Below are 25,670 nucleotides of genomic sequence, written 5' to 3' on the forward strand. Positions count from 1 at the left end.
TCATTCTACACCAGTCAGTGCAATTGGTTTATGCCTTTAGGGAAATATCAAAGCAAGATTCGGCGTCTTTTCTTGATTGCTTTCTTGGCAATCAAAAAGCTGCCTACCTGATGACGCTTTAAAGTCTGCACTACAATTAAGCTTCTGCTGCTGAATAAATGTTTTTACTTCATCGGTTTGACCAATCAAATGAAAGTGCGGCAAACCATTGATCGTATCAGGGCTTTCTATCACCTTAGCTTGGCCGTGGCTGTAAAACTGACCAGAGAAAGGACGACTATTAATGTAAAAAGCAGGCGCATCGTCTTTTATTTTCGAAAAGATCACTCGATCACTACGGCTGTCCGCTTTGCCCATATTCAACACCAGCATCATAATCATCAGAAGTAGTGGCAACACCATTGATACGCCAGACAGCCAATTGATATCACGCTTCTCAAATAGCATAGCAATCAGCACACCTAACGCAGGAATACCAGGCAAAACGTAGGCCGGTAATATATTGCCTGCCATGGTGAACAACAGCATAGGCGACACCAGCCACAAGAGTAAAAAGCTAAATAGACCATTCTCATGCTTGATCCATTGAGCCAGCTTTAAGCGGCGCAACAACACTAAGATGGGCAAAACAAACGACCATGGAAATGCCGCCTGTAACCAAAACCACCAGATCATACCGCGAGGTTCATCGTGTGCTGAGCCATACAAGTCACCTTGCCAACCACTCACAACAAAGCGCTTAAAATGCTCACCAACGAGGAAATAGTCCAAAAAGCCTGGTGTTGCTTGTTCTGCCAGTAAGTACCATGGCAACGCAACGGCCAGCATTAGCCCAATACCACTAATCAAAGGAAAGCGCTGCCACAACACTTTGAATGCACCAATAAAGCCATGCTGTAACCATAGCCATGGCCCTACCGCGAGCCCCATTAGCACTAACACTAATGGCCCCTTAGCCAGTAAACCGCAAGCCAAACCAAAGAAGCCTAGATAACCCCATAAACGCTGTTTTTCACCTCCCAACCAAGCGAAATAAAAGCCCATCATGGCCATTGTCAAAGATAATGTCAGAGCCATGTCGGTCATCACTGCACCGGCTGAAATCGAGAAAATACCGCACGTAGCCAACACAACCGCGGTAATCAGAGGGTTAAACCCTACACGCTTCGTCATCCATGCCATCAGCAAAATGGTTAAGACGCCCGCCAGCCAGTGGGGAGCACGCACTGCGAATTCACTTAAACCAAACGTTTCTATGCCTAAGGCACTCATCCAAGTAAACAGCGGCGGTTTACCCCAAAAAGGTATGCCGTAATCAAACTGTGGCGTTAGCCAGTTACCTGTCTCGACCATCAGACGAGCCATTTCACCATAGCGAGCTTCGGTGGTGTCCATGAGTGGGTAGGTCGTCAACGACACTAAGCGCAGTAGCAAGGCAAACATCAAAATCATCCAAAGATGGCTTTCACGGAAAGTCATTTTCATGATGCACTCTCCACTGCCCAAGATGAGCTTCCTTTTGTTTGCTTAAGTGATGGTGCTTGCTCCGTCATAGACTCAACCAAATACACGGGGCGCTGCTTCACTTCTATAAAGATACGACCGATGTATTCTCCTAGTAGCCCGACAGCCAACAACTGAACTCCTGCCAACGCCAACATTGCCACCATCATTGATGGATACCCTGAAACGGGATCGCCATAAGCCAGTGTCTTAAACACAATCCAAGCGCCATAAATAAATGCCATGGTTGCCGTGAGTGCACCAGCACAGGTAGCCAAGCGCAGTGGACGAATGGAGAAGGAGGTTAAGCCATCCATTGCTAGGCCTAACAGTTTGAAGAAATTCCACTTTGTTTCACCGCAAAAGCGTGCATCTCTTTCAAATGTTAGCGTCACTTGGTGATAACCAGGCCAACTAAAGAGCCCTTTCATATAACGGTTTCGTTCTGGCAACTGATTAAGCTTTTCCACCACTCGGGCGCTTAGCAACCTGAAGTCACCAACGTTCTCTGGAATATCCAGTGCCGCCAATCGGTTTAATAATTTATAAAACAGAGCGGCGGAAGTGCGCTTAAACCAGCTTTCCCCTATACGTGAGGAGCGTTTCATATTGACAACGTCCGCTCCCGCACGCCATGCAGCAATCATCTCAGGGATACACTCAGGAGGATCTTGTAGGTCAGCATCGATCAAGATCACCGCTGCGCCCCTTGCATACTCAAGGCCAGCACTCATCGCACACTCTTTGCCAAAATTTCGGCTCAATGCGATACAACTCACATGACTATTCGGTGAACTAAACTGTTTCACTAAACTGAGGGATTGATCCGAACTTCCATCATCCACATAAATGATCTCGCTGCTGTCAGGCATTGTGTTCAGCACCGCTGTTAATCGGCGATGAAATTCTGGCAACACCTCTTGTTCATTAAAAAACGGTACAATCACGGATAAGGTAATGGCTAACGGACGGCTGGACACAGGGGCTATTTTGCCCCTCTTAATTTGTGCACTGTAATGAGATGACATGGCTGAGTCGGCTCCTGATGGAATCAAAGTTCACTCAGTCTAAAAAAGGTGCTGTGAATAACTTGTTATTGACGTTTTTTTCACGCTTTTCTGGCCATAATTAACTCAGCCACGCCAGTATTTGGAGAATGATTGTGCCGCGGGTTTTACTCATCGAAGACAACCGAGAAATAGCCGGTATGCTATTTGATTTTTTTGAATACAATGGCTTGGAGCTGGATTACGCAGACAATGGTGAACTAGGCCTGAAACTCGCATTAGAGAACACATTTGATCTTATCTTGCTGGATTTGATGCTGCCCCGTATCGACGGTATTACCCTATGCCAGCGCTTACGTGAGACAGGAGATAGCACCCCGATATTGATGTTGACCGCCATGGACAGCCAAAAGGACGAAATCCAAGGATTGAACGTCGGTGCAGACGATTATCTGACCAAGCCTTTCGACCTAGAAATTTTACAAGCTCGCATGCAAGCCCTGATCCGCCGCCATTCAGGTGCTGTGGCGGCCAGCGAATTACGCTATCAAGATATCACCTTGCACCTCAAAACAGGTAAGGCCTACCGTCAAGGAAAGCTGCTCGTTTTAACGCCAACTACTTTTACCCTGCTAAAAATGCTGGTATCAGCCGCACCAAATTTAGTCACTAAGGAAGAAATGGCTTATCAGCTTTGGGGAGAAGACAAGCCCAGCCAAGACGTTTTACGCAGCCATATTTATCAGCTTCGTAGTCAATTGGACAAACCCTTTGAGAGCCAAATTTTAAAAACTCGACCTAAAATTGGTTTTTACCTAGAGGGCGACCAGTAATGCCATCCTTCTTTCAAAACACCAAAAGTATGACTGGTAGGCTGGCGGTGTTTTTTACCCTAGTCGCCATTGTAGTGGGTATTTTTTGTGTCGCACTGATCAGCTTAGTTCTGACCTGGTCAGAAGATCGCGTCGGTGAACGACGTATTATGATTGATAAACAGCAGGCCATTCAGTACTTCTTGGCCCACCCAAAGGAAACCTCCGTCCAACTCGACACCCTAACCTCCGCTTTTCATGGTTGGCAGGATGTACCCGTAGCATTGCAAACTGAGCTAAAGGATCAGGGCGAGTTTTTAGGAGAAACAGGGGAAGGTGAAGATTCTAGGATGATTCTAAGTACCTCATTCACTTTACGTGGTGCTGAACAGCAACTGATCTTAGTATCTCGCATTGAAGAAATAGAAATCGCACAACAAGAATTCATTAATGTTATCGCCATTGTCCTTGGCTTAGTCGTACTTTTGATTGGCGCGTTTACCGCTATTTTAACGCGCATTTCTAAAAGCTTGATCCGTCCCGTAAACGATTTGTGTGAACAGCTTGAACAACACCAAGGTAATATTCACCATGCCTTCCAAGTCCCAAGTGGCGCTGCCCAAGAGTTCCAAACGCTGACTCAAACGCTAAACCAATACCGCACAGAGATGGATCAACTTATTAAACGGGAACAAGCCTTCGCCCGTTACGCCAGTCATGAGTTAAGGACCCCTCTTACGGTCATGAAAGGCTCTAGTAGTTTGTTGGCAAAAGAAACCAGCAGCCCATTCGCCAAGCGCCAACTAGGTAGGATCCAGCATGCCACCGAGCAAATGCTGACCATGGTGGATGCTTTACTTGGCCTGGTACGCTATGAGAAAAGTCAAACAAATGCCCCTCTGCGCACGATCGAGGCAAACGAAATACTCAACATAGTGCAAAAGAATCAAGCCCAAGCCGACGCTAAAAAATTGCAACTAAGATCCGACATTCATGGCTCACCTATGACGCAAGCGACACCAGCGGTATTGGAAATGGTACTCGGTAATTTATTACGCAATAGCATCGCCGCTTCAAGCTCAGGCGACATCACCGTCAGCATGACGGATACCAGTATCACTGTAACGGATGAAGGTGAAGGATATGCCCCGTCCGAAAACAGTACAGGCCATGGCTTAGGTCTACTGATTGTTCAGGACTTATGTCAACGATACGGCTGGGGATTTTCTATTAGAAACCGCACGGAGGGTGGCTGTGAAGCCACCCTCCGCTTACCGGTCATAGCACTTGAATAAGCGTTAACTGAAAACTAAGTATTACAGGCTTTCGGCAGCGGTTTGTGGTTGCTCCGGTTGCTCTTGAGTTGGCTTTTTACTCCAGTAACTTGCAATCAGAGAGCCTGAAATATTGTGCCAAACACTGAAAATTGATCCAGGTAGCGCCGCAGCCGGTGTAAAGAATTTAACCGCCAAGGCGGAAGCCAAGCCAGAGTTCTGTAGGCCAACTTCAAACGCAATGGTGCGACACACTTTCTTATCAAAACCAAGTGCATAAGTTACCCAGTAACCTAATGTCAGGCCGATACCGTTATGCAAGATCACAGCTACAGCCACCAAAGCGCCCACAGCGGCAATTTTCTCCGAACTTAGCGCCACCACAATAGCGATAATAAACACAATAGCAAACATGGAGACGTAGGGTAAAACAAACTCAGCTTTGCGCACTAATTGGTGAGCGAACGTATTAATCAACACCCCTAACGCCACTGGGATCAATACAATTTTCACCAAGCTGATCAACATAGATTGAACGGGGACGTCGACACTCGTACCAATCATCAGTGAAACCAATAGAGGTGTTAGCACTACTCCTAGCAAGGTCGAGATAGCTGTCATAGAGATAGACAAAGCGGTGTCCCCCTTTGCGAGGTAGCACATCACGTTTGAAGATGTGCCGCCGGCCACACTGCCGACCAACAACATCCCTACGGTCAATTCACTATCAAAACCAAACATGGTGGCAATCAACAATGCGGTAATTGGCATGACTAAAAACTGCAGTAGAACACCGACGGCAACGGCTTTGCCATTTTTACCGACACGCTTAAAGTCACTGGCACTTAGGGTCAAGCCCATCGCCAGCATAATGATCATCAGTAAAGGTAAAATATACCCTTTAAAATCAATAAAAAAACTTGGTTGAATCATAGCTAAAGCGGACAACAAAACCGCCCAAACTGGAAACAGTTGGATAATCATGAAGGGGTCTCCCAATCGTTATTATTAGAATCCAAGCAGCACCTTGGCAAAATGCCCACAGCAGTGCTACTAAGGCCCGCTAGTTTACATATTGTTACATTGCATCAACATTCTTCGGGCTATGTCTTCCCTGTTTTATCCTTAGTTCACCCAGCTAATGGCTAGTGCTTAGCTCCAAGACGTATTTTCTTTGCAAGCACAAATTCACCGAGCCCCTGTCTTTAACACGCCGATGTGTGTGGTGGAAGTCTGATTCCACATTGCAATGTACTGCAGTCCGTTAAAAGATTATGGAACCTTGTACGATCTCTAAATCGATCCACAAAAAAGTGTGTGGTCTATGCCACACACTTTGCTTGTTTTAACGCTTATCCACCGCCTACCACAGTTGCGAGGGTTTTCTCCATTTTGCGATAGCTTAGTGACTCCATTAAATGCTTACGCTCAACGGTTTTACCTTCTAAATCAGCTAACGTTAATGCCACCCGCAGTACTCGATGATAGGCCCTTGCTGAGAGTTTTAAGCGCTCTAATGCTTGCTGCATAAATTTCTTATCGTCATCACTCAAAGCACAAATTCGCTCTAAATCACGACCATTTAAATGGGCATTTTGTACGCCCTGTCGCGTGCGCTGACGGGTCACTGCAGCCTCGACTCGCTCACGCACGGCGGCACTGGGTTCACCCACTTCAGTTTGATTCACCAATACATCCGTAGGCAAAGGCGGCACCTCTACATGCAGGTCGATACGATCCAAAAACGGTGCCGAGAGTTTACGTAGGTATTTTTGGCTAGCACTGGACTGATAGTAATCCGCACCGCCACTGTAAGCCTCATTGCTTGCATTCATGGCAGCGACAAGCTGAAACCTCGCAGGATAAGACATCTGCCCTCTGGCTCTAGAAAGGTGCACCTCGCCATTTTCAAGGGGCTCTCTCAGTACTTCTAAGACCTTACGGTCAAACTCAGGTAACTCATCTAAAAAAAGTACGCCACAATGACTAAGGGAGGCTTCCCCTGGTTTGGGCATAGAGCCGCCCCCTACTAAAGCCACTGCGGAGCTAGAATGGTGCGGGCTACGAAAGGGGCGTTCAGACCAATGCCAGTCCACCCCCATTTTACGCCCAGATACAGATTGAACCGCCGCTACTTCAAGGGCTTCCGACTCGGTCATCCTTGGCATAATGCCTGGTAATCGAGAAGCTAACATGGTTTTCCCTGTTCCCGGCGGGCCGATAAACAATAAATTATGTGACCCCGCCGCGGCTACTTCTAATGCCCGTCTTGCTTGATATTGCCCCTTAACATCTGCCATGTCTTTTAAGGTATTGACCGTTCTTGTTTGTGATACATCAACGGAGCAGCGCTGTAGCGTAGCACTTTTGATCAATGCAGCTGTCACCTGGGTTAGGTGATTCGCAAAATAGACTTCGTGATCCACGAGTCCCGCTTCATTACAATTATCAGCTGGCACAATGGCTTTTCTTTGTGCTTCTTTTGCTGCCATCACCGATGGCAATACCCCTGTTACGCCCCTTAGATCACCAGACAAAGCAAGCTCACCAATGAATTCCGTGTCGCGCAGTTGGATCTCCCCTAACTGACCCGAGGCCAATAAAATACTGATCGCAATGGCCAAATCATAGCGCCCCCCTTCTTTGGGTAAATCCGCCGGAGCGAGGTTGATCGTTATGCGTCGTAAAGGAAATTCGAAGTGACTATTGATGATGGCACTGCGAACGCGATCTTTCGATTCACGTACAGCTGCTTCAGGCAAACCCACTATGTTTAAAGAAGGTAAACCATTAGAAATATGTGTTTCCACCGTGACCAATGGGGCAGACACCCCGACTCGGGCACGACTGTAGATCGTTGCTAGGCTCATAATCTCTCCTTGATGATTCGCCAACGCATCCAACTTTTAATCCTGCACGTATCCTTACGCAAGCATCCCCGATGCAATCGGGTCGTACGACGAGCAGCTATTCACTACTACCAAAAAACAGAAGTAATCATGACCAAAAAGTTGAATCCAAATAAATTATTGCTCTCTAAGTGGACAGCGACTCGCCCAAAGAACAAAGAGAAGCATTTTATCGTCACCGAATTGATTCGTGACGAGGATGAGCAAGTAACCGATATTATTCTTGAAGCAGTTTACACGAAGAATGCTTACCAACTGTCGTGGCAGACACTGCTTGATGATCTCTGGCAACAAGGCTGGAAGTAGCCCATCGAATCAGAATCAGTTACTTCGAATCAGTGTCTTCAAGTTCAGCCAGTCTCGCTTCAAGTTGAGCCAGTTTTTCACGGTACTTTTGCAACATAGCAGCTTGCACTTCGAACTCTTCTCGCGTGACCAGGTCCATCTTAGTTAGCGTGTCTTTTGCAACTTGCTGAAGCTGAGTTTGAATCTCTTCAGCAGGCAGTTTACCTAATGTATTGGCAGCCTGCTCTAGGCCTGTCCCCAATTGCTTAATAAATTGATCGATCATAGTTTCCTCATCGTTAATGTTGGTATAACGCTAAGTATAATGACTCTTTAGCCCCGCGTCTTTACACATTTCCACATTGAACATTGGCTGATCACTGCGTCGTTTTTGTGCACTAGCGCACTACCCTGAACTTAAAAAGCTCGCCCAATCTATAAAATCGCACACCATTAGGGCAGTTAATTATCCTGTAAAACCAGCTAAAACAATAAAATAGTTTCGCTCGCCCTTAAATATTCGATACATGACACTAAATCGCACCATTTTAAAGCGAACGCACCAGCATAATGTGTGCACTACTTAATGAAGAAAATGCGTAAAAAATGTCACTTATTCTTTACAACCCTTACCAGACAAGGGCTAGACAGTTTTTCAACGGTCTCAACATGAAGCTGGCACACATATTGAATATAGCTTGATACCTGCGATACGACATAAGACAGACTTAACATTAAGGAGACTGTGGGTATGAAGCTGATCACTGCCATCATCAAGCCATTCAAACTGGATGATGTTCGCGAAGCACTTTCTGAAATCGGTGTACAAGGTATTACCGTAACAGAAGTTAAAGGTTTCGGACGTCAAAAAGGACACACTGAACTGTACCGCGGTGCAGAGTATGTTGTGGACTTCCTGCCAAAAGTAAAAATTGAGCTAGCTATTTCTGACGACATGGCTGACCAAGTAGTAGAGGCCATCTCGAACGCTGCCAACACAGGCAAAATCGGTGACGGTAAAATCTTCATTGTTAATCTTGAGCAAGCGGTTCGTATTCGTACCGGCGAGACTGGCGAAGACGCAGTTTAATTGTTGCTCGTATTAATTAGCCTTTAGGGGGGCGAAACATGCAAGATCAAATTTTTCACCTACAGTATGCGATGGACACCTTCTACTTCTTGGTGTGCGGTGCATTAGTAATGTGGATGGCGGCGGGCTTTGCAATGCTAGAAGCAGGCCTTGTACGCGCTAAGAACACAACTGAAATTCTAACTAAGAACGTCGCGCTGTTCGCGATCTCTTGTATCATGTACTTAGTCTGCGGTTACGCAATCATGTACGGCGGCACTTGGTTCCTATCTGGTATCCAAGACGTAGACGTTGCTTCAACTCTTACTGACTTCGCTGGCCGTGAAGGTGGCTTCGAAGGCGGTTCTATCTACTCTGGCGCTTCTGACTTCTTCTTCCAAGTGGTATTCGTTGCAACAGCAATGTCTATCGTATCGGGTGCAGTCGCTGAGCGTATGAAACTATGGGCTTTCCTAACATTCGCAGTGGTAATGACAGGTGTTATCTACCCACTTGAAGGTTCTTGGACTTGGGGCGGTGCAGACGTATTTGGTATGTACAACCTAGGCGACATGGGCTTCTCTGATTTCGCGGGTTCAGGCATCGTACACATGGCAGGTGCTGCAGCTGCACTGGCAGGTGTTCTAGTACTTGGCGCTCGTAAAGGCAAATACGGTCCTAACGGTGAAGTACGTGCGATCCCTGGTGCTAACCTTCCTCTAGCAACGCTAGGTACATTCATCCTATGGATGGGTTGGTTCGGCTTCAACGGTGGCTCTGTTCTTAAACTAGGCGATATCGCAAACGCTAACTCTGTTGCTATGGTGTTCCTAAACACTAACGCTGCAGCAGCAGGCGGTGCGGTAGGTGCACTAGTACTTGCTCGTATCCTATTCGGTAAAGCTGATCTAACAATGCTTCTAAACGGTGCGCTAGCAGGTCTTGTTGCCATCACTGCTGAGCCTTCTACGCCTTCTGCCCTTGGCGCTACGCTAATCGGTGTTGTCGGTGGTCTGATCGTTGTTCTGTCTATCCTTACTCTAGACAAGCTAAAAATCGACGATCCAGTGGGTGCCATCTCGGTACACGGTGTTGTAGGTCTTTGGGGTCTTCTAGCAGTACCTCTAACTAACGACGGTGCATCATTCGGCGGTCAAATCGCTGGTGCTCTAACCATCTTCGTATGGGTATTCGCAGCAAGCCTTGTTGTTTGGTTAGCAATCAAAGCAATCATGGGTGTGCGTGTCTCTGAAGAAGAAGAATACGAAGGTGTTGATATCTCTGAATGTGGTATGGAAGCATACCCAGAGTTCAAAAAATAATCTTAACCTGATTATTTAACCTTTCTGAAGAACCCTCGCCATGGCGAGGGTTTTTTCATATTTGCGCCACAACAATTGTGCAAAACCTGTCCGTAAATACGCTATAGTGGCACTAACTTTTTTCACCTTTATGGAGACGGTATGTTGGAAGATCTACATTTAAAGATCCGCAACCTTACACTGGATGACTACCCACAAGTAAAAGCCTTGATGGATCGTGTTTACCACGACATTGGTGGCTCTTGGCCGAAACACACCATCCGCAAGCTGATCAAAGACCTTCCTGATGGGCAAATTTGTTTGGTTGACCACGACCAAATCGTTGGTATCGCCCTGTCTGTTAAAGTGAACTACCAGCGTTTTAGCAACCCTCATACATACGATGATCTTGTTGATCAGCGTGAGCGCATTTTCCACGATGAAAATGGGGATGCTTTATACGGACTGGATGTACTGATCGATCCCGATTATCGCGGTTACCGCCTAGGCCGTCGCCTTTACGAAGCCCGTAAAGAGCTTTGTCGCCAAGAGAACTTAATTGCGATTCTGGCAGGTGGGCGCATTCCAAACTATTACCAGCATGCGGACAGCATGAGCCCAGCAGAATACTTGGAAGCAGTCGATAAACGCAAAATTTACGATCCTATTTTGACGTTCCAGCTGTCTAACGACTTCCAGGTAACCCGACTGCTTTCTAAGTACCTTCCTGAAGATGAGAAGTCTCGCGGCTACGCGACATTGCTTGAGTGGAAAAACATCTTCTACGAGCCTGAAACGACTGTTTTAGAGTATCGTAAAACACAAGTTCGAATCGGTGCCGTGCAATGGCAGATGCGTGAAGTCGACAGCGTTGAGGAGCTACTTAAGCAAGTTGAGTACTTTATTGATGCACTCTCAAGTTATAAGAGTGACTTTGCACTCTTCCCCGAGTTCTTTAATGCACCATTGATGGGACTTGCACCGGATCAAACCAACCAAACGGAAGCCATTCGCTTCTTAGCTTCGTTCACTGAGCGTTTTGTCAGCGAGATGTCGCAACTTGCCGTAAGTTACAACATCAACGTTATTACTGGCTCGATGCCAGTGGTTGAAGACGACATCATGTACAACGTCAGCTACTTATGTCGCCGTGACGGCACCATCGAGGAGCAACGTAAGATTCATATTACGCCACATGAACGTCGTGATTGGGTCATTGAAGGTGGCCACGAAGTCCGAGTGTGGGACACCGACGCGGGACGTATTGGTATTTTGATCTGTTACGATGTGGAATTCCCAGAACTGGCTCGCCACCTCGCATCGCAAGATATGGACATTCTATTTGTACCGTTCTGGACTGACACAAAGAATGGTTACCTACGTGTGCGCAGCTGTGCCCAAGCCCGTGCCATTGAAAACGAATGTTACGTGGTGATTTGTGGTAGTTGTGGCAACTTGCCACAGGTGGAAAATTTGGATGTTCAATACTCTCAAGGGGCGGTATTCTCACCTTCTGACTTTTCATTCCCTCACGATGCAGTGATGGCAGAAACCACACCGAATACAGAAATGCTGATGTTCTCAGACCTTGATTTGGACAAGCTTAAATTTGTTCGTAGCGAAGGTTCGGTGAACAACTTGAAAGACCGTCGTTTGGACCTTTACAGCATCGATTGGAAAACCACGCCTTCCGCTTAGTGTGTTACTATCTTTGTCATAAGATCGTTCACTTCAACGGCCGAGATATTCATCTCGGCCGTTTTGTCTGAATAGGATAACAACTCATGGCTAAAGCAAAATCCGCTTTTGTTTGTAACGAGTGTGGTGCCGACTACGCGAAATGGCAGGGACAATGCCAAGCTTGTGGTGCTTGGAACAGCCTCCAAGAATTCAAAGTCAGTTCATCTAAAACCTCTGCTCGAGTCGCCGCGACCAGCGACACCCGTCGCCAAGGCTATGCAGGTGCGACGACTGGTATCCAAGATTTATCGGAAGTCGATTTAGGGGATGTACCGCGCTTTAGTTCAGGGGCCAGTGAGTTTGACCGAGTATTAGGCGGTGGCCTTGTACCTGGTGGCGTGGTGTTGATCGGCGGCCACCCTGGTGCCGGGAAAAGTACTCTGCTCCTACAAACCATGTGTTGGTTAGCACAACAGCAAAGCGCCATGTATGTCACTGGTGAGGAATCCCTACAGCAAGTGGCGATGCGAGCACAACGCTTAGGCTTACCTACAAAAAACCTAAAAATGCTTTCTGAAACCAATGTAGAAAGCATCATGGCGGTGGCGGATCAGGTCAAACCGAAAGTCATGGTCATCGACTCGATCCAAGTCATGCATTTGGATGGCATTGAATCCGCACCAGGCAGCGTGTCTCAGGTGCGTGAAAGTGCTGCAGTACTGACACGTTTTGCCAAGCAAACCCAAACCACTGTACTACTTGTTGGCCACGTAACCAAAGATGGCACCTTAGCTGGACCAAAAGTGCTAGAACATATGGTCGACTGTTCTGTGCTATTAGAAGGCTCAGAAGATTCACGTTTTCGTACTCTTCGCGGTATGAAAAACCGCTTCGGCGCAGTCAATGAGCTAGGCGTCTTTGCCATGTTAGAAAATGGTTTAAGAGAAGTTAAAAACCCAAGCTCGATCTTCTTAAATCGTTCAAAACATCCTGCCGCAGGCAGCCTTGTCATGGTGGTCTGGGAAGGTACTCGCCCGCTATTGGTCGAGCTGCAAGCACTGGTGGATGACTCAGCGTTTGGTAACCCACGTCGTGTCACCGTAGGCTTTGACCATAACCGCTTAGCGATGCTATTAGCGGTACTTCACAAGCATGGTGGCTTGCTCACCTCTGATCAAGACGTTTATCTGAACGTCGTCGGTGGCGTCAAAGTCTTAGAAACATCAGCCGATCTTGCTGCCATTGCTGCGGTTGTTTCAAGCTTTAGGGATCAAGTTTTACCCCACGATTTAGTGGTCTTGGGAGAAGTTGGTTTATCTGGAGAAATTCGCCCGGTCCCATCTGGGCAAGAACGTATCAGTGAAGCGGCTAAACATGGTTTCAAACGAGCAGTGGTACCCAAATCAAACTGCCCTAAAAAGCCAATTGAAGGCATGGAAGTGGTAGGGGTCGAACGCTTATCGGAGGCTTTAGAGGCGATCTTTGGCTAGTTAGTAACAGGAGTACTGAACAAGTCAGGCAAATCCTCCTTTTGCATGCCATAAGGGAGGTCTTTGTCTGCGACTTGCTCTTGCTCAGACAAGCGATCTTGCCGAGCTTTCAGAATGCGCTGCCAGCGACTTCGGCAAAGTTGGATGACGTGGCGTTTTTGAACCTCGTTCATCTCATGCCAATGAAATCGTTCTTCTCGGCTACGCAAACAGCCTTTGCAATAGCCTTTATGGCTGTTTTCACATACACCGCGACATGGACTTTCGATGCTAAATAGTTCGATCTGTTCCATGTCTGCCCTCCGCTTAGTTTAATCGGTAACCAATTGATAATCGTATATTTCTTCGGGTGATAAGAAGTATACTCGCTCCGCTGGCGCCGCATCTAATGTGAACCAATAGAAGCGTTCAGGTACGCCCATTTCAAGATAGAAATTCACATAACTGGCATGAACTGGGTCATTGAGCTTGATGTCATCTCCCCAGTCTTGGATATCACGCCAAGAGTGAACCCCTACTCCAGCTCCTGCACCAATCGTGCGTTCCACCCCTCCGAGAAATAAGTCTACCCCGCCTGATAGCACGTAACCCGTTTGCGCAATATGAGTCTTCATCTCTAGATAGCGTAGCATACGTGCTGCTTCCATAACGGCTAATTGATCTGTTGAACCAGGCACATCCACTAAAACAACAGCCGTCACATTAGGATGTTCAGTCAAAACAGATTTAAGCTGTGAGGGTAGTTGGGAGGTCAGTACACCCGAGAGGTACAAGGTGTCCTCCTCAACAAACAGAGACAATGTATCTTTATCCATATTTGCTGGCGGAAGCTTTCCTTGGGAAGGGTTTGCACTGCATCCCACCAATATCGCCATGCATACTCCCAATCCAAGAATACAACGCATAGGGCTTGCTGATATCAATGGCTTAACTCCTTAATCCAGAAGTGGTAAGTGTCTCGTAGTCTACTCACCACAGCTATTTGAATATGACGTTCTAAAGTAGAGAACAACAAACGCTATTTTATTCGCTTTTCAACTTAGCACTGTCAGCAGTGTGCCAAGTTTGAATAGATATGTGTAAGGTTACTGCAATCATCAAGCTAACCATCCACTTGACCAATTGAGTAGACCCCATAGACATACCAAAAAGAGGTTTAGCTATCGCTAGTAGCAGTATTATAACATTTGCAATGGTTAGCCCACCGCTCTTTATAAGATAACAAAAGCAGAAGCTTTGTTATATCAAGCCAAAAGCAGTGACAGCTTAAGATTAAAAGTTAAAAGTCAAAACTCAATGCTGAAACGCATTTATAACTAAAAATATAGGTATTTTATTTCAAGATATAACTAAATAGAATATCTTGCATAGCGTTAATAAAATTCATAGCTGTAAAGAATAGATATAAAATGAAGTTATTCTTATTCAATTACCTCACTTTTCCATGGAGGATTCATGGTTCGCCCATTCCTAGGCCTAAAGCCAATCGTGCTTGCTTTGACAAGTGCATTTCTGTTGACTGCTTGCGGTTCAGAAGACGCACCGCAACAGACAGAAGCGGTCATTCGCCCTGTAAAGCTATTCACGGTGGATGCAACTGACTTAGTCAGCATTCGACACTTCCCTGCTGAATTAAAAGCCAGCGATGAAGCGGACCTAGCCTTCCGTGTTGGCGGGCAAGTCACCAAATTAGATGTAAAAGAAGGTCAGCGTGTCAAACGCGGGCAAGTACTCGCTTCTCTGGATCCAACCGATTACCAGTTGCAAGTGGAACTATCCGAAGCCAATTATAAACTGGCCAAAGCGCAGTTCGATCGCATCAAGACAATGCTCTCTCGCAAAGCGACCACCCAAGCACAATTCGATGAAGCGAAAGCCACTTTAGACCAAACGGCAAATGCCCTTGAAAGCGCGAAAAACCAATTAAATTACAGTGTATTACGCGCTCCTTATGATGGTGTCATTGCATCGTTAAGCATTGAAAACTATGAGTATGTCGGCGCTACACAAACTATTTTGCACATTCAAAACATTGAACAAATGGATGTTGAGTTCCAAATTCCTGAGCGTTTAGTGGCAAATATCCAAAAGGTTGCTTTGCAATACCACCCAACGGTTTCTATCGATGCTGTTCCATCGCAAACTTTTGAAGGCGTCTACAAAGAGCATCGCACCACACCAGATAGCACAACGAAATCTTATGACGCCACGATCTCACTACTGAATACCGATAAAGCTAACATCAACCTATTACCCGGCATGACAGCAACAGTTGATTTAGATATTAGCAAAATCAGTGGTAAGCCCAGCCACATGACTGTGCCAATTGAGGCTGTGATGCGACAACAAAATAGCAATGGAGACAATGAAAGTGTTGTCTGGGTTTATAACGAGCAACAAGGCATCGTTACCCCACGTCCAGTTACTCTTGGCAACATGACCGAAAACAGTATTGAAATCCTTTCCGGTATCCAACCTGGCGAGCAAGTTGTCGCAGCAGGTGTATATGGCTTAACTGAAGATCAGAAAGTACGTCCATGGAAGCGCGAGCGAGGAATCTAAGTTGAACATTGCCGGCTATTTTATTGAACGAAAAGTCACTAGTTGGCTCGTCACATTGATTTTATTAATCGGTGGAGCCATTGCCTTTACCAACTTGGGGCAATTAGAAGACCCAGAATTTACCATTAAAGATGCTTTGGTTATTACGCAATACCCAGGTGCAAGCCCAGAGCAGGTGGAAGAGGAAGTTACCTATCCGATTGAACTAGCATTACAAAACCTGCCTTATGTAGATGAAATAAAGTCCACATCTAAAGCCGGTTATTCGAAAGTTCAAATTACTATAAAAGACACTTATCGAGCGCAACAGCTTAAGCAGATTTGGGATGAAGTTCGTAAGAAAATCCGTGATATGCAAGGCAGTTTTCCTAGTGGCGTATCCACACCCATGGTCGTTGATGACTTCGGTGATGTGTATGGCATTATGCTCGCCGTGCATGGTGAAGGATACCCTTATAAAGACCTAGAGAACTACGTTGATTACGTAAAACGTGAATTAGTGCTGGTCGACGGTGTCGCCAAAGTCGAGGTGGCGGCGGAACAAGCCGAGCAAGTGACCATTGAAATTTCGCGCTCCAAACTAGCGACCATGGGCGTATCGCCAAGTCAGTTGCAATCATTACTAGCAAACCAGAACGTGGTATCTAACGCCGGTAAAGTACAGGTAGGTACGGACTACATCCGCATCAGCCCGACCGGTGAATTCAACGATATTTCAGAGCTGGAAAACTTGATTGTTGGCTCACCTGGACAGGGCAACCTGATACGCTTAAGTGACGTTGCCTCGGTTAAACGAGAATACAAAGATCCACAAACGCACATGGTCAACTTCAATGGTGCCAGCTCGTTACTGCTCGGGATTTCTTTTAGTAACAACGTTAACGTAGTGGATGTCGGCAAGCACATTGAAGCACGTCTTAATGAATTAGAATACCAACAACCAGTTGGCATCAGTATGGACACGGTATACTTCCAATCGAAGGAAGTTGAAAAATCTGTGACCAACTTTTTGTCGAACCTTGCTGCAGCGGTTGGCATTGTTATCTTGGTCTTGCTGGTATTTATGGGCGTACGCTCAGGCATCTTGATTGGTTTAATCCTGCTGCTCACCATCCTTGGCACCTTTATTGTCATGGAATACTTCAGCATTAACCTGCAACGTATCTCCTTAGGGGGACTCATCATTGCCTTGGGGATGTTGGTGGATAACGCCATTGTCGTTACGGAAGGGATTTTGATCGGACTGCATCGAGGTCAATCGAAGTTTGAAGCCGCCTCGAGTGTGGTCAAACAGACTAAGTGGCCTCTACTCGGTGCCACTGTCATTGCTGTGACTGCATTCGCGCCTATTGGTCTATCACCTGACTCTGTCGGTGAGTTTGTTGGTTCGCTCTTTTATGTACTGTTGATTTCACTGCTATTGAGCTGGATAACCGCCATCACACTGACACCTTTCTTTTGTGATCTATTTTTTAAAGAGAACAAAGAAGCCATGGCGGCAGAGGAAGAGCAAGATCCTTACAAAGGCTTTTTATTCGTCGGCTATAAATGGCTACTCGACAAAGCTATGCATTTCCGTTGGTTAACCGTGCTTAGCTTAGTCGGTGCGCTATTGGTTTCAGGCTGGGCATTCCAGTTTGTTAAGCAGGCTTTCTTCCCGCCATCCACAACGCCAATGTTCTACCTTGATATCAATATGCCTGAAGGAACGCACATCAATGCGACCTACGATAAGGTCAATGAAATTGAGGCGGATTTACTTGGGGATGAGCGCATCGAGTTCATTACCAGCACGACGGGGCAAGGCGCTCTGCGTTTCATGCTGACCTATGAAGCGGAACAAACGGATACCAGTTATGCCCAATTTATTGTCCGAGCTAAAACCGGTGATGACATCCCGCCATTGATGGAAGACATCTATCAGCGTATGTCCGCGAACTATCCTGATATTGAATTTAAGCTTCAGCGTTTGCAATTAGGCCCCTCAACAGGCGCTAAGATTGAAGCTCGATTCAGTGGCCCTGATCCAGACGTGTTGCGTCAGCTCAGTGCTCAAGTGCAGGATATTTACCGTGCTGATGGTGGTCTTGAGAACATCAAAGATGATTGGCGTCAGCCAGTGAAAGTACTTCGTCCTATCTTTAATGATGCGCAAGCGCGACGCTTGGGAATTAATAAGAGCGATCTTGATGAAGTTCTGCTGACCAACTTTACTGGCTCCCAGATCGGCACCTACCGTGATGGCACAGATTTATTGCCGATCATTCAAACCGTGCCTGAAAACGAGCGTGTGTCGATTGATCTCGTTCGAGACTTGCAAATCTATAGCCCAACCACAGGTGCTTATGTATCGGTCTCTAACCTAGTCGACGGTTTTGAAACCGTTTGGGAAGATCCGATTATCGAGCGTCGTGACCGTAAACGTACCATTACCGTCAAAGCTGACCCGCTGATTTTAGGGGATGAAACAGCAATGGCCGTGTTTGGTCGTATTCGTGCAGAAGTCGAAAATATTCCTTTATCTCCAGGATATAGCATGGAATGGGGGGGAGAATATGAAAGTAGTACGGATGCGCAAGCAAACATCTTCACGTCGCTTCCCATGGGCTACTTGTTCATGTTTATCATAACGATATTGTTGTTTAACTCTGTGCGCGTTCCACTCGTCATTTGGTTCTGTGTTCCGCTAGCCTTAATCGGTGTGTCGTCCGGATTACTTATTATGAATGCTGCGTTTAGCTTTATGGCGCTGCTTGGCTTCTTAAGTTTGTCTGGGATGATTGTGAAAAACGGCATCGTTTTGGCAGATCAAATTAACTATGAGCTCGCACAAGGCACGGAAACCTACGAAGCGATCTTCAAATCCGCAGTCAGTCGTGTACGACCTGTCTGCATGGCAGCGATTACCACCATTCTTGGCATGGTACCGTTGTTATACGATGCATTTTTCGAAGGCATGGCCGTGGTCATTGCGTTTGGTTTGGGCTTTGCGACCATCCTAACGCTGATTGCAGTACCAGTTTTCTACGTAATCTTGCATCGAGTGAAGTATCGAAAAATGAGCGATTTTAACGGTTAATCGCCCGCCTACCTCGGCCTATTAGGCCGAGGTAATTTGGATAGAACGATGCAAATAGATGATTTACTAAAACTCGACATCAAACTCTTGGTGTCATTCGAAGTGATATTGGAAGAATGCAGTGTGTCACGTGCTGCAGAACGATTAGGGGTGACTCAACCTGCTCTCAGTAAGTCTTTACAACGACTACGAGAATTGTTCAAAGACCCACTCTTTACTCGACAAGCCTACGGCCTAAGCCCGACGTCTCGAGCTTATGAATTGCATGAGCAAATCACCCCCATTTTAGGCTCAATGTCTAGCCTGTTACAGCCAGCTCATTTTGATCAGGCGACTTTAAAGCGCCGCTTTAGCATCAAAGCGGATGAAGAGCTACTGCTGACGTTTATTGAACCGCTTTTGGCCATGCTTCACTACCAAGCACCTAATATTCGCCTAATGACCAGTAACTGGAGCGACGATGGCTTCGATGACCTGCTCAACGGGGCCGATGTCGGTATCATTAATGCCGAATCTACGCCAAATAATATTCGCAGCAAACTGGTTGGAGTGATGGATGCCTGTGTCGTTTTGAGTGAAGCTCATCCGCTTTATTATCAAGAGGATGCTGTTCTGTTAAAAGATTTACTTGAACATAAAATGGTGGTTTTTAATATTCGAAACTTCCACAGTGCCACCACCAGTGTCACCATTGAGAAACTAGAAAAGATTGGCTATACCATTGAACCAAAAATCGAGACTGACAGCATTGCCGTGGCCATTGAAGCAGTCAAACGCGGCATGGCCTTAATCGGCTCTGCGCAGCTAGGCACCTTATTCTCAAATATCTCAGCCTGCAGAGAAGGCTTCTCTAATGTCAAAATCTTGCCGTTGCCGGCAGACGCGATTGAAGCAGATCCTTACAATGGTCGTCATCCGATTCAGTTGTGCTGGCATGAACGCTTTGACAAAGATCCTGCCCACCGTTGGTTCAGGGAACAAATTGTGTCTTTTATGCATTCTTCAGCATGGATTTTTAACAACGAGTGACACCAGATTGATGCGTTTCACTCTCCTAAAGGGCTTCTTCGGAAGCTCTTTTTTTATGGTTTGGATTAGTATTCAACCAAAAAGTCAGTTTTTTATAACTTTTCTCGACTTCTCTGAAAAACCTTTGATAATGCGACCAAAAATAACGTTTTCTGTCCGTATTACTTGAAATAAATTGCCATCCAAACTTCGAAAGTTAGTATTGCTCACCGAAAATAAATAAAAAGAAATCTTTAGGAAAAGGACCACAAGATGCCGAATAAAGTCAGCGCCTCTTACGAGGACGCCAGTACAAATCGCACCAGCATTTGGATGTTTATCATCCCCTCCCTGCTAGGTCTACTCTTGTTTATGACCCCCATCGCCTACCAAGACGGTGTCACCATTCCCATTGCTATCCTAGCAAGCGAATTTAAAGCATTATTAGGTACGTTTGCGCCAAGTGTGGTAACAGGCCTAATCTGTATCGCTGCCGTCCTGTCTGTCATCACTACTGTTTTTAAGCCATTGCACGATAAAGCGTTATTGAGCACTTTATTTCTCACCAGTTACCCATGGCTGATCTTAAGAGTGCTAGGGGCTGTTTTTGCAGTGATGACCGTGAATGGTGTCGGTCCAGAATTGATTTGGCATGAATACACCGGCGGGCTGGTATTAAAAGAGCTCATGCCAACGCTATTATCCGTATTCTTATTTGCAGGCTTACTACTGCCGTTACTACTCGACTTCGGCCTGTTAGAACTAACTGGCAGTCTCATGAGTAAAGTTATGCGCCCGCTGTTTAACTTGCCTGGTCGCTCATCCATTGACTGCATTACCTCATGGCTTGGCGATGGTACGGTCGGCATCATGCTCACCAACCAGCAATACGAACAAAACATGTATACCAAGCGAGAAGCCGCGGTAATCGCCACCACCTTTTCAGCCGTATCCATCAGCTTTGCCCTAGTTGTCGTGTCGCAAGTTGAGCTAGAGCATTTATTTCTGCCCTTCTACTTTGCCGTTTCATTAGCAGGCTTTATTGCTGCCTTGATCATTCCAAGACTTCCTCCTTTGCGCTGGAAAGCCAATGCCTACTTAAATGGTGAGCAAGCCGAAACCTGTGAATTAGCAAGCAAGTCCATAAAAGAGTTGTGGAGCTTGGGTATTCAAGGAGCCATTGCACGGGCAGAACAAAGTCGTGGCGCCAAAGCAGTGTTAGTCGATGGTGCTAAGAACGCAGCAGAAATGGTCTTTTGTGTACTGCCTGTGGTCATGGCCATTGGCACATTGGCGTTAATCGTTGCCGAAAACACGAGCGTATTCAGCATTCTTGGACAGCCATTTGTGCCACTACTGGAACTGCTATCGATCCCTGAAGCTGTCAAAGCCTCTGAGACGCTAGTAGTTGGTTTTGCTGACATGTTTATTCCTTCGATCATGGCAGCCTCTATCGAAAGCGAGATGACACGCTTTGTCATCGCGGCGGTGTCCATCACCCAGTTGATTTATTTGTCTGAAGTCGGTGCTTTGATTCTGGGTAGCCGAATCCCAATCAACTTACTGGAAATGTTTATCATCTTTATCTTACGCACCTTGATCACACTGCCTGTGATCGCCGGTGTCGCACATCTGGTGTTCTAAACCACTAAAATAAGCAAGGGCTCCCTATGGAGCCCTTGCTTGTCTAAACTATTTATTTGGATGACGTGTCAAGCTCGGCTCGAATCCAGTCAAATCGAGGGATTGTTTCCCCCTCAATCTCCACACTTTCCAAAAACATGCCCTTAGGTCGTACCCACCAGCTGTAATCCCCGTACAGTGCTTGATATACCACTAGCTCTTCTTCTGTTTCACTGTGTTTTGCCACACGTTCGACCCAATATTCCGCCCCTTTGTAATGACGGTACACACCTGGCTTTAACGTTGTTTTTTTCATAATTTACCTAAATTCGACGTGAAATGTCTCGGTTTTTGAACGCTAGGTCGCAATTACGAAACTTCATACCTATCCCAATCACAGACCATTAACGATAATAGTTCTATTGTCCGCTTATACAAAAGGAGCGTCTAGGTGTATTTAGTTCGACCCGCTGATTTCCCTGATTTACCCGCATTAGAGCGCTTAGCTCGTCATGCAGGGATCGGTATTACTAACTTCCCTGCCAACCGTGAGCGCTTAAATGACAAGATCGCTACCTCGCGCCAATCGCTCTTGAGCGATGTGGTTCAGCCTGGCCAAGAGTCTTATGTGTTTGTCATGGTGGAACAGAAAACCCAAGAGATCGTGGGTACCTGTTCCATCGATGCCATGGTGGGAATCGATACGCCGTTCTACAGTTATCGTATTGATGATGTGGTGCACGCTTCTCCTCAGCTACAGATTCATAACCGCATTCCAGCGCTGTTTCTATGCCAAGATTACAGTGGCACGAGCCGTTTAAATGCCATGGTCTTGGATAAGGCGCATCAAACACACGAAGCCTTATCTCTACTGTCCCGCGCACGCTTACTGTTTATTGCACGCCACCCAGATCGTTTCACCCCCAAAATCTTTGCTGAGATCCGTGGCGAAAGCGATCACAAGGGGTATTCAGCGTTCTGGGAAGCCTTAGGCCGACACTTCTTTAGCATGGATTTCAAGAAAGCCGATTACCTGTCTGGCATTAGCAATAAGCATTTCATTGCTGAGCTCATGCCACGCTACCCCATTTATGTGCCAACGTTGCCTGAAGACGCCCAAGAATGCATCGGTGTGATTCACCAAGACTCAGAGCAAGTGGCAAATATTCTGCTCGAGGAAGGCTTTGTGTTCCGAGACTACATCGACCCATTCGATGCAGGCCCTACTATTGAAGCCAAAATCGATGACTTGAAAACCGTCTCCGAGCAACGCCAAGGTAAGGCATTTGTTGACCCGAATTTTAGCAGCGAAGAGTCCTACCTGGTTGCGGCGGGACATTTATCCGATTTTCGCGTTACTTGCGCCCAAGCAGAGCCTCAAGTGGCAGGTTTGGTAATGAATGAAGACATACAAGAGCGTTTGAGTATCCACTCAGGCAGCCTTATCCAATGGTCTAAACTTTAATGTTAGAAGGTGCTGTAGCGCCCTTTAAGTTGTATCAAGAGGAACACCACTATGATGGTCATACGTTCAATCCGTGAAGACGATTTAGACGAACTTTATCGTTTGGCCGCACTCACAGGCGTCGGTTTTACATCACTGGTCGCCGATGAAGAGATTCTAAAACGTAAAATTGCGTTGTCACAAAACTCATTCAACAAAGAAACCATTGCCGAACCAACTGATGAGTCGTACCTATTCGTGTTAGAAGATACGGAAACAGGCACCATTGTTGGTACATCTGGCTTACTAGCAACGGTTGGTCTAGATGAGCCGTTTTACAGCTACCACCTGGGTACTATCACTCACTCTTCTCGTGAGCTGGGCATTCATAACATTCACCCAACATTGATTCTGAACAATGACTTTACTGGCGTCAGTGAAGTCTGCACCCTGTTCTTACAAGAGGACTACCGCCACTCTCGTAACGGACAATTGCTGTCGAAATGTCGCTTTATGTTCCTTGCGCAGTTCCCAGAGCGATTCACGGAAAAAATCTTCGCAGAAATGCGTGGCGTGTGCGACGAGCAAGGGGTATCCCCGCTATGGGAAAGCCTAGGTCGCCAGTTCTTTTCCATTGACTTTGAAAGAGCGGATGAACTGACTGCACAAGGCAACAAGCAATTCATCGCCGAACTGATGCCAAACAACCCAGTTTACGTGAACTTACTACCTCAAGAAGCGCGCGATGTGCTCGGCAAAGTTCATAAAAACACTGAGCCCGCTCGTCGTTTATTGGAGCAAGAAGGCTTCCGTTTTGAAAACTACGTCGACATTTTCGATGGCGGCCCTACCCTTGAAGCACGTATTGAAGATATTCGTGCCGTACGCGATAGCCGTCTGGTCTTAGCGACGATTGGCCAGCCTAAAAATACAGGTGAAGGCCTCTACTATCTAGTGTCCAACGCCAAGCTGAATGACTTCCGTTGTATTTTGATCCAGCGAACAACAGCACCTGGCAGCGGCCTCGTGCTGGCAAAAGAAGAAGCCGACGCCCTCATGGTTCAGCACAAAGAGCCAATCCGAATCGTTGAACTACTGTCCCACACTCGCCATTAAACGAGCGCCAAGATAAGGAGTTAGCATGAAACAACAACATTATATCAACCAACAATGGGTTCAAGGTAACGGCCCAGCGTTTATCTCTACTGATCCAGCGGATGGCAGCCAAGTATGGCAAGGCAATGGCGCATCGGCAGAACAAGTCGACCATGCGATTACTAGTGCTCGCCAAGCTTTCCCAGCGTGGGCTAACCGCCCAATGGAAGAGCGTCTTAGCATCATTGATCGCTTTGCCGAACTGGTGAAAGAGCACACAGAAGCCATCGCGACACTGATCAGTCGTGAAACCGGCAAACCAATCTGGGAAACCCGTACCGAAGTGGCAGCCATGATTGGCAAAGTTGGGATTTCAAAGCAGGCCTACAACGAGCGTACTGGAACAAAATCCAGCGACATGCCGGGAGCCACCGCTGTATTACGTCACCGTCCACATGGTGTTGTCGCTGTTTTTGGACCTTATAACTTCCCTGCGCACTTACCCAATGGACACATTGTGCCGGCGTTAATCGCTGGTAATACCATTGTTTTTAAACCAAGTGAGTTAACGCCAGCCGTGTCAGACCTAGTCTTACAGTTGTGGCACCAAGCAGGGATTCCTGCGGGCGTTTTGAACATGGTTCAAGGGGAGCGTGAAACAGGGATTGCACTAGCCAATCATGATGACATTGACGGCCTTTTCTTCACAGGTAGCCCTGAAGTCGGTCATGTGTTGCATAAACAGTTCTCAGGTCATCCGGGCAAAATCCTCGCCCTTGAAATGGGCGGCAACAACCCTCTGCTTGTTTCTGAAAAGACACAAGATATCCGTGCTGTGGTCTATGAAATCATTCAGTCAGCCTTTTTATCTGCTGGTCAACGCTGCACCTGCGCCCGTCGTCTGCTGCTACCAAAGGGGGCTCATGGTGATGCGATTCTTGCTCAATTAGCCACTGCCACTAAAGCTCTGAACGTTGACAGATTCGACGCTGAACCACAGCCATTTATGGGGCCAGTAGTCTCTGCTAAAGCAGCCGATGCGTTACTAGAAAACTACCTCAAACTTGTGACGCTAGGCGCCGAACCTGTCGTGCCTATGAACCGTGGTGATGCGAATACTGGCTTTGTCACACCAGGCATTGTGGATGCCACCAGCATCCTGTCCGAGCTGCCAGATTTAGAATACTTTGGCCCACTGCTCACTGTGATTCGCTATGACTCCATGGAACAGGCAATGGACATTGCGAACCGTACTCGCTTTGGTTTATCGGCGGGCATTTTGTCCGATGAACGCAGTGAATACGAATGGTTCTTGCAACATTCACGAGCAGGCATCATTAACTGGAACCGTCAGACGACAGGTGCGTCGAGCGCTGCTCCTTTCGGAGGTACTGGTGCCAGCGGTAACCATAGAGCAAGTGCTTACTACGCGGCTGACTACTGTGCATACCCAGTAGCAAGCATCGAAGTAGAGGCATTGAACGTTCCCGATACTTTACCCAATGGCTTAACTCTGTAGTCGTATCATC

General features: G+C 46.7%; 22 protein-coding genes. 14 read left to right on the top strand and 8 right to left on the bottom strand.

Annotated features, from left to right (window positions below; genetic code table 11):
• Positions 1-36: 36 nt before the first annotated feature.
• Both ACXAC1_RS03795 and ACXAC1_RS03800 read right to left on the bottom strand, forming a co-directional pair.
• A complete protein-coding gene (locus tag ACXAC1_RS03795) occupies positions 37-1,485 on the bottom strand; it encodes an ArnT family glycosyltransferase (protein ID WP_475058939.1) in 1,449 nt (482 codons plus the stop codon).
• The gene (locus ACXAC1_RS03800) at positions 1,482-2,531 is read right to left on the bottom strand and encodes a glycosyltransferase family 2 protein (RefSeq protein WP_475058941.1); all 1,050 of its coding nucleotides are present in this window, start codon (positions 2,529-2,531) and stop codon (positions 1,482-1,484) included. Before ACXAC1_RS03800 ends, ACXAC1_RS03795 begins: the two co-directional genes overlap by 4 nt.
• 134 nt (positions 2,532-2,665) lie before the next feature.
• Here ACXAC1_RS03800 and ACXAC1_RS03805 point away from each other — a divergent pair, with 134 nt between their 5' ends.
• Both ACXAC1_RS03805 and ACXAC1_RS03810 read left to right on the top strand, forming a co-directional pair.
• A complete protein-coding gene (locus ACXAC1_RS03805) occupies positions 2,666-3,343 on the top strand; it encodes a response regulator transcription factor (protein ID WP_475058944.1) in 678 nt (225 codons plus the stop codon).
• A complete protein-coding gene (locus tag ACXAC1_RS03810; protein WP_475058947.1) occupies positions 3,343-4,617 on the top strand; it encodes a sensor histidine kinase in 1,275 nt (424 codons plus the stop codon). Before ACXAC1_RS03805 ends, ACXAC1_RS03810 begins: the two co-directional genes overlap by 1 nt.
• A 21-nt stretch (positions 4,618-4,638) precedes the next feature.
• Here ACXAC1_RS03810 and ACXAC1_RS03815 read toward each other — a convergent pair whose 3' ends face one another.
• Positions 4,639-5,580, bottom strand: coding sequence for a bile acid:sodium symporter family protein (locus ACXAC1_RS03815; protein ID WP_475058950.1), 942 nt, complete (start codon positions 5,578-5,580; stop codon positions 4,639-4,641).
• Between the two features lie 368 nt (positions 5,581-5,948).
• On the bottom strand, positions 5,949-7,466 hold the full coding sequence (locus tag ACXAC1_RS03820) for a YifB family Mg chelatase-like AAA ATPase (RefSeq protein ID WP_475058952.1): 1,518 nt from the start codon (positions 7,464-7,466) through the stop codon (positions 5,949-5,951).
• Between the two features lie 129 nt (positions 7,467-7,595).
• Here ACXAC1_RS03820 and ACXAC1_RS03825 point away from each other — a divergent pair, with 129 nt between their 5' ends.
• Entirely contained in the window at positions 7,596-7,811 is a 216-nt protein-coding gene (locus ACXAC1_RS03825; RefSeq protein WP_228190797.1) for a TIGR02450 family Trp-rich protein, read from the top strand.
• 19 nt (positions 7,812-7,830) lie between these two features.
• Here ACXAC1_RS03825 and ACXAC1_RS03830 read toward each other — a convergent pair whose 3' ends face one another.
• Positions 7,831-8,076, bottom strand: coding sequence for an accessory factor UbiK family protein (locus tag ACXAC1_RS03830; protein ID WP_475058955.1), 246 nt, complete (start codon positions 8,074-8,076; stop codon positions 7,831-7,833).
• A gap of 465 nt (positions 8,077-8,541) precedes the next feature.
• Here ACXAC1_RS03830 and glnK point away from each other — a divergent pair, with 465 nt between their 5' ends.
• The 4 genes from glnK (at position 8,542) to radA (ending at position 13,330) form a co-directional block, all read left to right on the top strand.
• On the top strand, positions 8,542-8,880 hold the full coding sequence (glnK, locus tag ACXAC1_RS03835) for a P-II family nitrogen regulator (RefSeq protein ID WP_133562290.1): 339 nt from the start codon (positions 8,542-8,544) through the stop codon (positions 8,878-8,880).
• 38 nt (positions 8,881-8,918) lie between these two features.
• Entirely contained in the window at positions 8,919-10,181 is a 1,263-nt protein-coding gene (locus tag ACXAC1_RS03840; RefSeq protein ID WP_475058958.1) for an ammonium transporter, read from the top strand.
• Positions 10,182-10,322: 141 nt separating this feature from the next.
• Complete coding sequence (locus tag ACXAC1_RS03845; protein ID WP_199459866.1) at positions 10,323-11,858, top strand: bifunctional GNAT family N-acetyltransferase/carbon-nitrogen hydrolase family protein; 1,536 nt, start codon at positions 10,323-10,325, stop codon at positions 11,856-11,858.
• An 86-nt stretch (positions 11,859-11,944) separates the two neighbouring features.
• The gene (radA, locus tag ACXAC1_RS03850) at positions 11,945-13,330 is read left to right on the top strand and encodes a DNA repair protein RadA (protein ID WP_228190795.1); all 1,386 of its coding nucleotides are present in this window, start codon (positions 11,945-11,947) and stop codon (positions 13,328-13,330) included.
• Here radA and ACXAC1_RS03855 read toward each other — a convergent pair.
• Positions 13,327-13,623: a DUF1289 domain-containing protein gene (locus tag ACXAC1_RS03855; protein WP_475058961.1), complete on the bottom strand. Its 297-nt coding sequence runs from the start codon at positions 13,621-13,623 to the stop codon at positions 13,327-13,329. The genes radA and ACXAC1_RS03855 overlap by 4 nt on opposite strands.
• Positions 13,624-13,641: 18 nt before the next feature.
• Positions 13,642-14,205, bottom strand: a complete 564-nt coding sequence (locus tag ACXAC1_RS03860) for a COG3904 family protein (protein ID WP_475058964.1) — start codon at positions 14,203-14,205, stop codon at positions 13,642-13,644.
• A gap of 580 nt (positions 14,206-14,785) precedes the next feature.
• Between ACXAC1_RS03860 and ACXAC1_RS03865 the strand changes: the two genes are divergently transcribed.
• From ACXAC1_RS03865 to ACXAC1_RS03880, 4 genes are all read left to right on the top strand, one after another.
• Complete coding sequence (locus ACXAC1_RS03865; RefSeq protein WP_475058966.1) at positions 14,786-15,892, top strand: efflux RND transporter periplasmic adaptor subunit; 1,107 nt, start codon at positions 14,786-14,788, stop codon at positions 15,890-15,892.
• A 1-nt stretch (position 15,893) separates the two neighbouring features.
• On the top strand, positions 15,894-18,971 hold the full coding sequence (locus ACXAC1_RS03870; RefSeq protein ID WP_475058968.1) for an efflux RND transporter permease subunit: 3,078 nt from the start codon (positions 15,894-15,896) through the stop codon (positions 18,969-18,971).
• 48 nt (positions 18,972-19,019) lie between these two features.
• Positions 19,020-20,000: a LysR family transcriptional regulator gene (locus tag ACXAC1_RS03875; RefSeq protein WP_475058970.1), complete on the top strand. Its 981-nt coding sequence runs from the start codon at positions 19,020-19,022 to the stop codon at positions 19,998-20,000.
• Between the two features lie 252 nt (positions 20,001-20,252).
• Positions 20,253-21,623, top strand: coding sequence for a YjiH family protein (locus ACXAC1_RS03880; protein WP_475058972.1), 1,371 nt, complete (start codon positions 20,253-20,255; stop codon positions 21,621-21,623).
• Between the two features lie 52 nt (positions 21,624-21,675).
• Here ACXAC1_RS03880 and ACXAC1_RS03885 read toward each other — a convergent pair whose 3' ends face one another.
• A complete protein-coding gene (locus tag ACXAC1_RS03885) occupies positions 21,676-21,918 on the bottom strand; it encodes a DUF1653 domain-containing protein (protein ID WP_475058974.1) in 243 nt (80 codons plus the stop codon).
• A 135-nt stretch (positions 21,919-22,053) separates the two neighbouring features.
• Between ACXAC1_RS03885 and ACXAC1_RS03890 the strand changes: the two genes are divergently transcribed.
• The 3 genes from ACXAC1_RS03890 to astD are packed head-to-tail and all read left to right on the top strand — an operon-like array spanning position 22,054 to position 25,660.
• Complete coding sequence (locus ACXAC1_RS03890; RefSeq protein WP_475058976.1) at positions 22,054-23,067, top strand: arginine N-succinyltransferase; 1,014 nt, start codon at positions 22,054-22,056, stop codon at positions 23,065-23,067.
• A gap of 51 nt (positions 23,068-23,118) precedes the next feature.
• The gene (gene astA, locus ACXAC1_RS03895; RefSeq protein ID WP_475058979.1) at positions 23,119-24,162 is read left to right on the top strand and encodes an arginine N-succinyltransferase; all 1,044 of its coding nucleotides are present in this window, start codon (positions 23,119-23,121) and stop codon (positions 24,160-24,162) included.
• A 25-nt stretch (positions 24,163-24,187) separates the two neighbouring features.
• Complete coding sequence (astD, locus tag ACXAC1_RS03900) at positions 24,188-25,660, top strand: succinylglutamate-semialdehyde dehydrogenase (RefSeq protein WP_475058981.1); 1,473 nt, start codon at positions 24,188-24,190, stop codon at positions 25,658-25,660.
• Positions 25,661-25,670: the final 10 nt, after the last annotated feature.

Source organism: Marinomonas sp. AWM4_232, from assembly GCF_056158325.1.

What these genes read in the sequence shown, in the direction of transcription:
- ACXAC1_RS03795 (WP_475058939.1), bottom strand. Translation starts at nt 1,485, where the DNA reads ATGAAAATGACTTTCCGTGAAAGCCATCTTTGGATGATTTTGATGTTT.
- ACXAC1_RS03800 (WP_475058941.1), bottom strand. Translation starts at nt 2,531, where the DNA reads ATGTCATCTCATTACAGTGCACAAATTAAGAGGGGCAAAATAGCCCCT.
- ACXAC1_RS03810 (WP_475058947.1), top strand. Translation starts at nt 3,343, where the DNA reads ATGCCATCCTTCTTTCAAAACACCAAAAGTATGACTGGTAGGCTGGCG.
- ACXAC1_RS03815 (WP_475058950.1), bottom strand. Translation starts at nt 5,580, where the DNA reads ATGATTATCCAACTGTTTCCAGTTTGGGCGGTTTTGTTGTCCGCTTTA.
- ACXAC1_RS03820 (WP_475058952.1), bottom strand. Translation starts at nt 7,466, where the DNA reads ATGAGCCTAGCAACGATCTACAGTCGTGCCCGAGTCGGGGTGTCTGCC.
- ACXAC1_RS03825 (WP_228190797.1), top strand. Translation starts at nt 7,596, where the DNA reads ATGACCAAAAAGTTGAATCCAAATAAATTATTGCTCTCTAAGTGGACA.
- ACXAC1_RS03830 (WP_475058955.1), bottom strand. Translation starts at nt 8,076, where the DNA reads ATGATCGATCAATTTATTAAGCAATTGGGGACAGGCCTAGAGCAGGCT.
- glnK (WP_133562290.1), top strand. Translation starts at nt 8,542, where the DNA reads ATGAAGCTGATCACTGCCATCATCAAGCCATTCAAACTGGATGATGTT.
- ACXAC1_RS03840 (WP_475058958.1), top strand. Translation starts at nt 8,919, where the DNA reads ATGCAAGATCAAATTTTTCACCTACAGTATGCGATGGACACCTTCTAC.
- ACXAC1_RS03845 (WP_199459866.1), top strand. Translation starts at nt 10,323, where the DNA reads ATGTTGGAAGATCTACATTTAAAGATCCGCAACCTTACACTGGATGAC.
- radA (WP_228190795.1), top strand. Translation starts at nt 11,945, where the DNA reads ATGGCTAAAGCAAAATCCGCTTTTGTTTGTAACGAGTGTGGTGCCGAC.
- ACXAC1_RS03855 (WP_475058961.1), bottom strand. Translation starts at nt 13,623, where the DNA reads ATGGAACAGATCGAACTATTTAGCATCGAAAGTCCATGTCGCGGTGTA.
- ACXAC1_RS03860 (WP_475058964.1), bottom strand. Translation starts at nt 14,205, where the DNA reads ATGGCGATATTGGTGGGATGCAGTGCAAACCCTTCCCAAGGAAAGCTT.
- ACXAC1_RS03865 (WP_475058966.1), top strand. Translation starts at nt 14,786, where the DNA reads ATGGTTCGCCCATTCCTAGGCCTAAAGCCAATCGTGCTTGCTTTGACA.
- ACXAC1_RS03875 (WP_475058970.1), top strand. Translation starts at nt 19,020, where the DNA reads ATGCAAATAGATGATTTACTAAAACTCGACATCAAACTCTTGGTGTCA.
- ACXAC1_RS03880 (WP_475058972.1), top strand. Translation starts at nt 20,253, where the DNA reads ATGCCGAATAAAGTCAGCGCCTCTTACGAGGACGCCAGTACAAATCGC.
- ACXAC1_RS03885 (WP_475058974.1), bottom strand. Translation starts at nt 21,918, where the DNA reads ATGAAAAAAACAACGTTAAAGCCAGGTGTGTACCGTCATTACAAAGGG.
- astA (WP_475058979.1), top strand. Translation starts at nt 23,119, where the DNA reads ATGATGGTCATACGTTCAATCCGTGAAGACGATTTAGACGAACTTTAT.
- astD (WP_475058981.1), top strand. Translation starts at nt 24,188, where the DNA reads ATGAAACAACAACATTATATCAACCAACAATGGGTTCAAGGTAACGGC.